This is a genomic window from Roseicella sp. DB1501, from assembly GCF_013112485.1.
GTDB lineage: Bacteria > Pseudomonadota > Alphaproteobacteria > Acetobacterales > Acetobacteraceae > Paracraurococcus.
This window is the reverse complement of the sequence record NZ_JABFHG010000006.1, coordinates 241,462-253,114: the sequence shown is the minus strand read 5'-3', so window position 1 is coordinate 253,114 and position 11,653 is coordinate 241,462. Positions and strand designations below refer to the sequence as shown.

Below are 11,653 nucleotides of genomic sequence, written 5' to 3'. Positions count from 1 at the left end.
GCTCAGGCCGCCCGGGCCAGCAGGCCGTCCGCCGCCGTGCCGGTCACCCGCACCCGGCGCAGCTCGCCCGGCGCGGCGGCGCCGCCGATCAGGCGCAGGGGGGCGAAATGCGCCGTATGGCCGCGATCCTCGCGCTCGAACAGCACCTGCTCCTCCTCCCCCAGCCGCGCCGCGCCCAGCCGCGCGGCATAGAAGCGCGTCGCGGCCTGCCGGCCGGCCTCGCGCAGCCGCGCCGCCCGCTCCTTGCGCAGCGGCACCGGCAGCTGCGGCATGCGCGCCGCCGGCGTGCCCGGCCGCTCGGAATAGGGAAAGACGTGCAGGAAGCTCAGTTCCATCTCCTCGACGAGATCGAGCGTGGCGCGGAACTGCGCCTCGGTCTCGGTCGGGAAGCCGGCGATCAAATCGGCGCCGAAGGCCATGTCCGGGCGCAGCGCCCGCGCCCGCCGGGCGAAGGCCAGGGCATCGGCCCGGAGGTGCCGGCGCTTCATCCGCTTCAGGATCAGGTCGGCGCCATGCTGCAGCGAGAGATGCAGATGCGGCAGCAGCCGCGGCTCGCCGGCGATCAGCCGCCAGAGATCCTCGTCCACCTCCACCGGGTCGAGCGAGGAGAGGCGCAGCCGCGGCAGCTCCGGCACCAGGGCGAGCAGCCGGCGCACCATCTGGCCGAGGCTCGGCGCGCCCGGCAGGTCCGGGCCGTAGGAGGTGATATCGACGCCGGTCAGCACCACCTCGCGGTAGCCATGCGCGACCAGCGCCCGCACCTGCTCGACGATGGCGCCGATCGGGACGGAGCGGGAGGGGCCGCGGCCGAAGGGGATGACGCAGAAGGTGCAGCGGTGGTCGCAGCCCTGCTGCACCTGCACGAAGGCGCGGGCGCGGCCGGCGAACTCCGTCACCAGATGCGCCGCCGTCTCGGTCGCCGCCATGATGTCGCTGACCGGGGCGGGCGGCGCGCCGAGCGCCCAGCTCTCCGGCTTCAGCTTGTCGGCATTGCCGATCACCCGGGCGACGCCGGGCAGGCCGGCCCAGCGTTCGGGCGCGATCTGCGCGGCGCAGCCGGTGACGACGATGCGGGCCCCCGGATTGTCGCGCGCCGCGCGGCGGATCGCCTGCCGTGCCTGCCGCTCCGCCTCGGCGGTGACGGCGCAGGTGTTCACGACGATGGTCCCGGCATGCCCGGCCTCGGTCGCCAACGACCGCATCGCCTCGGACTCATAGGTGTTGAGCCGGCAACCGAAGGTGAGGACCTCGACGCTCACCGCGGATAGGCCTCGAGGTCGAGCGTGCCGGTGAAGGCGGTGGCCGCCGGGCCGGTCATCAGCACATGCCCGTCCTCCCGCCATTCGATCAGCAGGTCGCCGCCGGGCAGGGAGACGGTGGCGCGCCGGTCGGTCAGGCCGCGCCGCGCCGCATTCACCAGCGCCGCGCAGGCGCCGGAGCCGCAGGCCAGCGTCAGCCCGGCGCCGCGTTCCCAGACCGCGAGGCGGAGATGGGCGCGGTCCAGCACCTGGGCGAAGCCGATATTGGCGCGTTCGGGAAAGATCGGGTCGTGCTCCAGCGCCGGGCCGATCGTCGCCAGCTCCAGCGCGTCGAGCGCGGGGACGAAGAAGGTGGCGTGCGGGTTGCCCATGGAGCAGGCGGCCGGATCGGCGACGCCGCCGGCCGCGAGCGGCAGGTGCAGCGTGTCCATCGCCGATGCCAGCGGCACCGCCCGCCAGTCGAGCCGCGCCTCGCCCATATCGGCGCGCCAGAGATCGCGTCCGGCCCCGTCCCGCAGCCGCTCCACCGGCAGGTCGCCGGCGATGGTCCGCACCACCACCCGGTCGCTGTCCCGCTCCCCTGCGAGGAGGGCGGCGACGCAGCGCGTGGCATTGCCGCAGGCCCCGGCCTCCGACCCGTCGGGGTTGCGGATGCGCATGAAGACATCCGCCCCCTCACCCCCGGGCTCGAGCAGGATGAGCTGGTCGCAGCCCACGCCGAAGCGCCGGTCCGCGAGGGCGGCGGCCCGGACGGGCGTGATGGGCGGCAGGGCCTGGCGGGCATCGAGGACGACGAAGTCGTTGCCCAGGCCGTGCATCTTCCGGAAGGGGACCATGGCGGGCGCAGATATGCCGTGGGCGGGCGACCAATCCAAGACGGCGCGGCGCATGGGAGGGCAGCGCCGGCCGCGACCGGCCGGGCTGTTGCTACCGGCATGGTGCTTGCTAAACCCGTCGCCGGGCATCCTGGCCTCGGCTGACGCGGAGACAGCAGATGGCGTTTCGCAGCATGGTTGCTTCCACCGGCCGTGCCGCCGCCCCGCCGCCATGGCCCGTGACGCGCCGCCGGGTGGGCGGCCGATGAGCGGCTCCAACCCGGTCCCGCTCGCGCCGGAGCCCGCCGTTGCGGAGGCGCTGGTCCAGGATCCCGGCCGGGTGCAGGACCTCGCGGCGGCCATGGCGGCCGGCTCGCTGACCGCGACGGCGCTGGTTTGCCGCTGCCTCGACCGCATCGCGGCCGTGGACGGCGCGGTGCGGGCCTGGGTGCATGTGCTGGCCGAGGAGGCGCTGGCCGCTGCCCGCGCCCTCGATGCCGAGCGGGCGGCGGGGGCGGTGCGCGGCCCGCTGCACGGCATCCCGGTCGGGGTGAAGGACGTGATCGACGTTGCCGGCCTGCCGACCCGGGCGAACAGCGCCTCGCGCGACGGGATCGCCCCGGCGACGGCCGATGCCACGGTGGTGGCGCATCTGCGGGCGGCGGGCGCCATCATCCTGGGCAAGCTGCACACCACCGAATACGCCTATTACGAATCCCGCCCGCCGACGCGAAATCCCTGGGACCTGGCGCGGACGCCGGGCGGCTCCTCCGCCGGCTCGGGCGCGGCGATCGCCTGCGGCACGGTGCCGCTCGCCCTCGGCACCCAGACGGCAGGCAGCGTCAACCGGCCGGCGGCCTATACTGGCGCCGGCGCCTTCAAGCCCTCGACCCTGGCCATCGGCGGCGCCGGGGTGGTGCCGCTGGCGCCGAGCTTCGACACGGTCGGCGCCTTCGGCGCCTCGGCCCGGGACGCCGCCCTGCTCGCCGGCGGCTATGCGGCCGACCATCTGCGGCTCGGCGCCCCCTGGCACCACCAGGCGCCGCCGCCCCGGCTGATGGTGCTGGAGGACCCGCTGGTGGCGCGCCGCGTCGCGCCGGGCATCGCCGCCGGTATCACGGCGCTGGCCGAGCGGCTGGCGGTGGCCGGGCTGGCGATCCGCTGCGCCGCGACGCCGGTCGGGCTCGAGGAGATCCTCGCCACCCATCGTATCGTGCTGCTCGCCGAGCTCGGCCGCACCCATGCCCGGCTGCCGCGGGAGCGCCTGGCTCCGCGCCTGGCCGCCGATATCGAGGCCGGGCTGGCGGTGCCCGAGGCGAAGTATCTCAACGCGCTGCACCGGCTGGCCGGCATCCGCCGCCGCTTCTGGGCGGAATTCGGCACCGAGGAGCTGCTGCTGCTGCCCGCGGCCCCGGATGTGGCGCCGGCCGACGGCACCACCGGCGATCCGTCCTTCGTCATCCCGACCACGGCGCTCGGCGGGCCGGTCGCCACGCTGCGCGCCGGGCTGGACGAGGCGAGCGGGATGCCGGTCGGGGCGCTGCTCTTCGGCGCGCCGGGGGCGGATGCGCGGCTGGCCGGCTTCCTCCTCTCGGAGACCGGCATCCGGCTCGACCTGTAGCAAAAGGGGCAGGCCGGCGGGCGGCCAGCCACTTGATGCGAACGGACCGGTCTTATGACCTGTCCGAGGTCCCGAACGGGGCCCGCGACCCATGTCGCGCAGCCAGGCGAACCGGAGATTGGCGCCCGGTGCCTGAGGGCCAGTGGATCAGATCATCGCCATCCCGCCATTCACGTGCAGGGTCTGGCCGGTGACCCAGCCCGCCTCGGCGCTGGCGAGGTAGACCACCGCGCCGGCGATATCCTCCGGCAGGCCCATGCGCGCCGCCGGGATGCGCTCCAGCAGCTTGCCGCGCGCCGCCTCGGGCAGGGCGTCCGTCATCGCCGTCTTCACGAAACCCGGGGCGACGACGTTCACCGTCACGCCGCGCGTCGCGACCTCCTGCGCCAGCGACTTGCTCATGCCGATCAGTCCGGCCTTGGCCGCGGCGTAATTCGCCTGGCCCGCATTGCCGGTGACGCCGACGATGGAGGCGATGGAGACGATGCGGCCATGCCGCTTCTTCATCATGCCACGCAGCGCCGCCCGGGCCAGGCGGAAGGGGGCGGTCAGGTCGACCTCGAGCACCGCGGCCCAGTCGGCATCGCCCATGCGCAACGCCAGCATGTCGCGGGTGAAGCCGGCATTGTTCACCAGGATGTCGAGCCCGCCGAGCTTGCCCTCCACCTGCTCGACCAGCGCCGCCGGCGCCGCCGCCTCGGCGAGGTCGGCCGGCGCCACCAGCACGCGCTCGCCGAGCTCGGCGGCCAGCGCCTCCAGCTCCGCCGCGCGGCGGCCGGTCAGCGCCACCTGGGCGCCCTGGGCGTGCAGCGCCCGCGCCGTCGCGGCGCCGATGCCGCCCGTCGCGCCGGTGACCAGCGCGACCTTGCCATCCAGCCTGAACATGGCGCGGGCTCCTCAGAGGCTCTTCAGGAAGGCTTCGATATCGCCCGGCGCGCCCAGCGCGACGGCCGTGGCGCCGGGCGCGTTGCGCTTCATCAGGCCGGTCAGCACCTTGCCGGCGCCGAGCTCGGCGAAGCGGTCGCAGCCCATCGCGGCCATGGCGGCGACGCATTCGCGCCAGCGCACCGTGCCGGTCACCTGCCGGACCAGCAGGTCGCGGATCTCGGCCGGGTCCGTGGCCTTCGCGGCCGAGACATTGGCGACGACGGGGACGACGGGGGCGGCGATCGCGGCCCGCTCCAGCGCCTCACCCATCGCCTCGGCGGCGGGCGCCATCAGCGAGCAATGGAAGGGCGCCGAGACCGGCAGCGGCATGGCGCGCTTGATGCCGGCGCCGGGCGCGGCGGCGACGGCGCGGTCGATCGCGCCCTTATGGCCGGAGATCACCACCTGGCCGCCGCCATTGTCGTTGGCGATCTCCGCCACCTCGGCCTTGCCGGTCTCCGGATCGGTCCGGGCGGCCTCGCAGAGCGCCTGAGCCTGCTCCAGCTCGGCGCCGAGCAGCGCCGCCATGGCGCCGATGCCGGCGGGCGTCGCCTTCTGCATCGCCTCGCCGCGCAGCCGCAGCAGGCGGGCGGCGGTGGCGAGATCGAAGGCCCGGGCGGCGGTCAGCGCGCTGTACTCGCCGAGGGAATGGCCGGCGACCAGGGCGACGCGCGCCGGCAGGTCGAAGCCGCCCTCCTTCTCCAGCACCCGCAGCACGGCGACGGAATGCGCCATCAGCGCCGGCTGGGCATTGGCGGTGAGGGTCAGCTCCTCCGCCGGGCCCTCGAACATCAGGCGCGAGAGGCTCTGCTTCAGCGCCTCGTCCACCTCCTGGAAGACCTCGCGGGCGACGGGGAAGGCGGCGGCGAGATCCCGGCCCATGCCGGGGGCCTGGCTCCCCTGGCCGGGGAAGACGAAGGCGAGGGCCATGATGGCGTTTCCCTTGGTGGCGTGGCCGAGCGATGGGCGCGCGGGGTAACGGTCGGTCATCCGACTGTCAACGTTCCGGCATCCCCGCGCCGCGCCGCCGGGCGCGGGGTCTTCACCGCCTGGAAGGGGATGCCGGGGCAGGCTGGCGCCCGCAGGAGGGGGCCGGACATGGCGGCAGGCACGGATATCGCGGCGGCGGGGCAGATGCCCGTCCTCATCCCCGCCTTCAACAACCCCACCTATGTCGCCGGCATGGTCGGCCAGCTCCTGCGCTTCCCTGGGCTGCGGCCGGTGGTGCTGGACAACGGCTCGACCTACCCGCCGGCGCTCGCGCTCTACCGGCGCTGGGCGGCGCAGGGGCTGGCGCCGGGGCGGGTGCTGGTGCTGCTGCTCGGGCAGAATCTCGGCCCGCGCGCGGTCTGGCAGGATGCGGGCTTCCTGCGCCGCCTGCCGCGGCATTTCTGCCTGACCGATCCGGACCTCGAGCTGAACCCGGCGCTGCCGGCGGATTTCCCAGCGCAGCTCGCCCGGGTCGCGGCGCAGTTCCGCAGCGGGAAGGCCGGCTTCGCCCTCAGCCTCGCCGACCGGCACCTGATGGTGGACACCGCCTTCCGGCATGCCGAAGGCTGGAAGCGGATCTGGGAGTCCGAAGCGGCGCACTGGCAGGAGCGGCTGACCATGCCGGGCTTCGCCGAGCCGCTCTACCGGGCCGAGATCGACACCATCTTCGCGCTCTACGACCAGGAGCATTTCGACCCGGCGCAGCCCTTCCGCGGGATCCGCGTCGGCGGCCGCTTCACCGCGCGGCACCTGCCCTGGTACCGCGAGACCGGCCTGCCGCCGGAGGAGGAGGCCTTCTACCGGCGGGCTGCGGAATATTCCTACTACATGGGGGACCGCCCGGCCCGGCAGCTCCGCCCGCTCTTCGCCTGGCAGGATGCGATGGCCGGCGCCGCGGCCGGGGCGCCTTAACCGCGCTTTCACCCGCCCGGCCGCAGCCTGCGAGGGCCAGCCAGAAGGGGGGCCGCATGCAGGGCGCATTCCGGGAGAGCAGGCCGCCGAGGCTCGCCGTGCTGCAGCTGCGCGGGCTCGAGCATTTCCTGCCGGATCTCGTGGCCGGCCTCGCCGCCTCCGGCGCGGTGGAGGTGCGTGTCTTCACCGTGACCGGCCCCGCCGTGCTGGCCGAGGCCCTGCACTGGACGGACGACCCGGCGCGCGACGCGCTGTGGTTCGAGTTCTGCTGGCCGCCCTTCCCCGAGCTGATCGCGCGCACCGAGTTCGGCGGCCGGCGGGTGATCCTGCGGGTCCACCGCGTCGAGGCCTATGAGACGCTGCACGTGGCGCAAGGCCCCTGGCCGAAGGTGGACGACCTCGTCACCGTCAGCGAGGACATGGCGCGCATCGTGCTGCAGGCGGCGCCGTGGCTGGAGCGGACGACGCGGCTGCACGTGATCCACAATGGCCTCGACCTCGCCCGCTTCGTGCCGGCCACGGCGCCGGCCGATCCCTTCCGCATCGGCTGGTGCGGCAGCATGGCCGCGCGCAAGAACCCGACCCTGGCGCTCGAGGTGCTGGCTCGGCTGCTGGAGGAGGATGCGCGCTGGCGGCTGCACATCACCGCCTCGCCCGGGGAGCGGATGGTGGAGGAGGCGGTGCTGCGGCTGGTGCCGCGCATGGGCCTCGGCGGGGCGGTGCGCTTCGACGGCACGCTGCCGGCCGCGGCCATGCCCGACTGGCATGCCCGCAACGCCGTGCTGCTCTCGACCAGCCTGCATGAGAGCTTCGGCTATGCCATCGCCGAGGCGGCCGCGGCGGGCTGCGACCTCGCCGTGCTCGACCATCGCGGCTCGGAGGAATTCTGGCCCGAGGCGGTGCGCTTCGGGACGGTGGACGAGGCAGTGCGGCTGATCTGCGCCGCCCGGCCCAAACGCTGGCGCGGCCTGGCCGAGGCGCGCTTCGGGCTCGAGCGACAGGTGGCCGGCGTGCTGGCGATGCTGGCCGACCGCCGGCCGCCCGCGCTGCGGGAGCGCCTGATGCCGCTCTCGCACGGCGCCTGGCGCGGCGTGTTCCCGCTGCGCGAGCCGGCCGACCACATCCAGCACGCCATCCTCTCCACCGGCGCCTTCTACGAGGCGGAGATGCTGGAGGATCTCCGCCGGCGGCTGCCGCCGGGGGCGCTCTTCGTCGATATCGGCGCCAATATCGGCAATCACAGCCTCTTCGCCGCCGGGGTCTGCGGCGCCCGGGTGCTGGCCTTCGAACCGGCGCCGGCGCTGGCCGCGCATTGCCAGGCGACGCTTGAGGCGAACGGCCTGGCGGCGCGGCTCAGCCTGCGGGCCGAGGGTGCCGGGGCGGCGCCGGGCCTGGCCCGCCTCTGTCCGGGGCCCGGGCACAATGCCGGGCGGACGCGGCTGGCGATGGAGGGGTCGGCCGATGCCGGCGCGGTGCCGGTGGTGCGGCTCGACGACGTGCTGCAGGAGGCGCCGGCGGTCATCAAGCTGGATGTCGAGGGCATGGAGCCGGCGGTGCTGGAGGGGGCGCGCGGCATTCTCGCCCGTCACCGCCCGGCGCTGTATGTCGAGACGCTAACCGAGGGCGATTTCGCGGCGGTGGACGCGATCCTCCGCCCCCTCGGCTATCGCCCGGAGGCCTGCTTCAACCGCGACCCGACCTGGCTGTTCCTACCGCGATAGGGCCGGCAGGCGCCCTGCCGAATGAGCGGGGCCACCAGCGTCCGCCCTGCGCAGGGGGCGGGGCTGCCGCCTCGGGCCGCATGCTAGCCTCCGCCGAAACGGAGGTGACCGCATGCCCCAGGCTCTCATCATCGGCGCGGGCGATGGCCTGTCCGCCTCGCTCACCCGGCTGCTGGCGCGGCAGGGCTATGGCGTCGCCCTGGCGGCCCGGAACACCGCCAAGCTCGCCGCGCTCGCCGCCGAGACGGGCGCCCGCACCCATGCCTGCGACGCCGCCGATCCGGCCCAGATGGCCGCGCTGTTCGAGGCGGCCGGCGAGGCGGAGGTGGTGGTCTACAATCCGAGCTACCGGACCCGTGGGCCGGTGGCCGAGCTCGATCCGGCGGAGGTGCAGAAGAGCCTGCAGGTCTGCGCCTTCGGCGGCTTCCTCGCCCTGCGGGAGGCGGCGCGGCGGATGCTGCCGCGGGGCCAGGGCACCATCCTGCTGACCGGCGCCTCGGCCGGGGTGAAGGGCTATGCGCAGAGCGCGGCCTTCGCGATGGGCAAATTCGCGCTGCGCGGCTTGGCGCAGTCGGCAGCGCGGGAGCTGCACCCGAAGGGCATCCATATCGGGCATGTCGTCATCGATGGCGGCATCCGCAGCGCTCGGCGGCCAGAGCAGGGGGAGGATACGCTGCTCGACCCGGATGCGATCGCCGAGACCTATCTGGCGCTGATCCGGCAGCCGCGGAGCGCCTGGAGCTGGGAGATCGAGATCCGGCCCTGGGTGGAGCGGTTCTGAGGGCGGCGCGGCCGAAAGTCACGGGAGTTTGACCCTCGGAGGCTGATTGGACAGGCCGACACCGTCTCGGAAACGTCAAGTAGAAATGCCTTGGTTTGACAACTTTAACATGGTGAATCCCATTGTTTTCAAGGGGTTTGTGCAAAATTGACCGGTACCAGAAACGACTTCCGGCTTGCCGCGTTAACGGGTCACTTGTATGTGTCCTGTGGACGATCACAATTACCGGAGCCGCTTATGCGTGCCACGCCTCTGGTTGCCGAGACCGAGAGTGAGACGGCGGACCATTCCGCTTTGCGGCTGATGCTGTCCTATGTCGAGGCCGAGTGCCTGCGCATGGGGGCGACGGATGCGGCCCGGCATGCGGCGCTCGCCGCCTCCCTCATGCCGGAACAGCCGCGCAATGCGGGTGTCACGGCCGTGGCGACGACGGCGCGCCGGCCGCGCGGCGCCCGGCTGCACTGAGGCCTGGCCCGCGGGGCCCTCTGCCGCATCGTCCACGCCCAGGCGCCAGCGAGGGCATCGCCGGCGATCCGGGCCGGCCTCAGCCCCGGCGCAGCAGGAACAGGGCCTGCTCTCCGAAGAGGTTGGCGAGCCTTGGCGCCCGGGTCCAGGGCGCCCGCATCCCGCGATCATCCACCGCCAGCCAGCGCACCACCTCGTAGCCGTCGAGTCGGCAGAGGTCGAAGAAGTCCCGGATGGTGCAGGGGTGGATGTTCGGCGTCTCGTACCACTCCCGGTGCCAGGTCTCGGTCACCGGCATCCGGCCCTTGCTGAGCAGTTGCCAGCGCAGCAGCCAATGGCCGAAATTCGGGAAGGAGACGACGGCATGCCGGCCGATGCGCAGCATCTGCCGCAGCACCTCGCGCGGCCGCTCCACCGCCTGCAGGGTGCGCGAGAGCACGACATAGTCGAAGGCGCCGTCCGGATAGAAGGCGAGGTCGTGATCGGCATCGCCCTGGATCACGGCGAGACCCGCGGCCACTGCCTGCGTCGCCTGCGCCATGTCGATCTCGATGCCGCGCGCATCGGCGCCCTTCTCGGCGGTGAGATGCGCGAGCAGCGCGCCGTCGCCGCAGCCGATATCGAGCACCGTCGCACCGGACGGGATCATCTCCGCGATCAGGCGGAGGTCGAGCCGCATGTTCTTGGCGACGTATTTGATCTCGCCGCCGCGCGGCGCGGGGCGCCCGCCCGGGCGTCCGTTGGGGCGCCCATTGGGGTGGCCGTCGTCGTGATGGCGGTCGGTCGGGGCCTCCGGCATGCTCACACTCCCAGCCGGTCGGCGCAGCCGGCGAGGAAGCCGCCGAGGGCGCGGTGGAAATCCGGCTCGTCCAGCAGGAAGGCGTCGTGTCCCTTGTCCGAGGTGATCTCGACGAAGGAGACATTGGCCGCCGCCGCGTTGAGGGCGCGCACGATGGCGCGGCTCTCCGCCGTCGGGAACAGCCAGTCGCTGCTGAAGGAGGCGATGAAGAAGCGCGTCGCCGTGCCGCGGAAGGCGGCGGCGAGGTCGCCGTCATGCTCGGCGGCGAGGTCGAAATAGTCCATCGCCCGGGTGATGGTGAGGTAGGAATTCGCGTCGAAGCGGCGGACGAAGGTGCTGCCCTGGTGGCGCAGGTAGCTCTCCACCTCGAAGACATCCTCGAGGAAGGTGAGGGTGGGGGCGCCGCGCAGCCGGCGGCCGAATTTCCGCGTCAGCGCCTGCTCCGAGAGATAGGTGATGTGCGCCACCATGCGGGCGACCGAGAGGCCCTGCGCCGGTACCCGTCCCTCCTCCCAGTAGCGGCCGCCCCGCCAGGCGGGGTCGGAATGGATGGCGGCGCGGCCGACCTCGTGGAAGGCGATGTTCTGGGCGCTGTGATAGGCGGCGGTGGCGATGGGGGCGGCGGCGAAGACCGCATCGGGGAAGGTCGCCGCCCATTCCAGCGCCTGCATGCCGCCCATCGAGCCGCCGACCACGGCGAGCAGCCGGCCGATGCCGAGATGCTCGACCAGGCGCTTCTGGGCGCGGACCATGTCGCGGATGGTGATGTTGGGGAAATCCGTTCCCCAGGGCCGGCCGAGGCCGCGCCCCGCCGCATCCGTCATCTCCTCCTGCGGCCCCGTGCTGCCCATGCAGCCGCCGAGGACGTTGGCGCAGACCAGGAAGTAGCGGTCGGTGTCGAGCGGCTTGCCCGGGCCGACGATGCTCTCCCACCAGCCCGGCTTGCCGGTCAGCGGATGCGGCTCGGCCACGTACTGGTCGCCGGTCAGGGCGTGGCAGACCAGCACGGCATTGCTCCGCGCCGCGTTGAGCTGCCCATAGGTGCGGTAGGCCACCGCCAGCGGCGCGATCGCCATGCCGCAGTCGAGCGCCAGGCCATCGGCGAAGACCGCGCGCTGGTGGTCGACCTGCGGGAAGGGGGCGACGGGGGCTGACATGCTCGGGGGCTTTCTCAGGCTGGCCTGCATAGAGCAGATCGCCCGCCACCGGAACCGCCGGCGCGCGACCGGCCTCCTATTTGGCCCTGGGGCTTGGTCTGGGCGATCGGCTTGGCGTCGGGGCCGGTGGCGTCTAAGAACGCCCCCATAACCGCCGCGCGACGAGGCCGGGCCCGAGGGAGCCGCCCATCGGTCCCGGCGCGTCG

The 11,653-nt window shown here is 73.6% G+C and carries 11 protein-coding genes; 5 read left to right on the top strand and 6 right to left on the bottom strand.

Annotation, left to right across the window (positions count from 1 at the left end):
- Nucleotides 1-2: 2 nt before the first annotated feature.
- Both mtaB and dapF read right to left on the bottom strand, forming a co-directional pair.
- A complete protein-coding gene (gene mtaB, locus HJG45_RS13945) occupies nt 3-1,259 on the bottom strand; it encodes a tRNA (N(6)-L-threonylcarbamoyladenosine(37)-C(2))-methylthiotransferase MtaB (RefSeq protein WP_368040587.1) in 1,257 nt (418 codons plus the stop codon).
- A complete protein-coding gene (gene dapF, locus HJG45_RS13940; protein ID WP_171612723.1) occupies nt 1,256-2,095 on the bottom strand; it encodes a diaminopimelate epimerase in 840 nt (279 codons plus the stop codon). Before dapF ends, mtaB begins: the two co-directional genes overlap by 4 nt.
- A 244-nt stretch (nt 2,096-2,339) precedes the next feature.
- On the opposite strand from dapF, the gene HJG45_RS13935 reads away from it, so the two are divergent.
- The gene (locus HJG45_RS13935; RefSeq protein WP_171612722.1) at nt 2,340-3,695 is read left to right on the top strand and encodes an amidase; all 1,356 of its coding nucleotides are present in this window, start codon (nt 2,340-2,342) and stop codon (nt 3,693-3,695) included.
- A 147-nt stretch (nt 3,696-3,842) separates the two neighbouring features.
- Here the strand turns inward: HJG45_RS13935 and fabG are convergent, their stop codons facing one another.
- A complete protein-coding gene (gene fabG / locus HJG45_RS13930) occupies nt 3,843-4,580 on the bottom strand; it encodes a 3-oxoacyl-[acyl-carrier-protein] reductase (protein ID WP_171612721.1) in 738 nt (245 codons plus the stop codon).
- 12 nt (nt 4,581-4,592) lie between these two features.
- Nucleotides 4,593-5,552, bottom strand: coding sequence for an ACP S-malonyltransferase (gene fabD, locus HJG45_RS13925; protein WP_171612720.1), 960 nt, complete (start codon nt 5,550-5,552; stop codon nt 4,593-4,595).
- A gap of 168 nt (nt 5,553-5,720) precedes the next feature.
- On the opposite strand from fabD, the gene HJG45_RS13920 reads away from it, so the two are divergent.
- From HJG45_RS13920 to HJG45_RS13905, 4 genes are all read left to right on the top strand, one after another.
- Nucleotides 5,721-6,524 (top strand): hypothetical protein, encoded by an 804-nt coding sequence (locus HJG45_RS13920; protein WP_171612719.1) that lies wholly within the window; start codon nt 5,721-5,723, stop codon nt 6,522-6,524.
- A gap of 56 nt (nt 6,525-6,580) precedes the next feature.
- Entirely contained in the window at nt 6,581-8,245 is a 1,665-nt protein-coding gene (locus HJG45_RS13915) for an FkbM family methyltransferase (RefSeq protein ID WP_171612718.1), read from the top strand.
- 112 nt (nt 8,246-8,357) lie between these two features.
- Complete coding sequence (locus HJG45_RS13910; RefSeq protein ID WP_171612717.1) at nt 8,358-9,026, top strand: SDR family NAD(P)-dependent oxidoreductase; 669 nt, start codon at nt 8,358-8,360, stop codon at nt 9,024-9,026.
- A gap of 237 nt (nt 9,027-9,263) precedes the next feature.
- Nucleotides 9,264-9,491, top strand: a complete 228-nt coding sequence (locus HJG45_RS13905) for a hypothetical protein (protein ID WP_171612716.1) — start codon at nt 9,264-9,266, stop codon at nt 9,489-9,491.
- A 79-nt stretch (nt 9,492-9,570) separates the two neighbouring features.
- On the opposite strand, the gene metW is transcribed toward HJG45_RS13905, so the two are convergent.
- Together metW and HJG45_RS13895 are read right to left on the bottom strand one after the other, a co-directional pair.
- Nucleotides 9,571-10,170, bottom strand: a complete 600-nt coding sequence (gene metW / locus HJG45_RS13900) for a methionine biosynthesis protein MetW (RefSeq protein ID WP_171612871.1) — start codon at nt 10,168-10,170, stop codon at nt 9,571-9,573.
- A 122-nt stretch (nt 10,171-10,292) separates the two neighbouring features.
- The gene (locus HJG45_RS13895; RefSeq protein WP_171612715.1) at nt 10,293-11,447 is read right to left on the bottom strand and encodes a homoserine O-acetyltransferase; all 1,155 of its coding nucleotides are present in this window, start codon (nt 11,445-11,447) and stop codon (nt 10,293-10,295) included.
- Between the last annotated feature and the right edge of the window lie 206 nt (nt 11,448-11,653).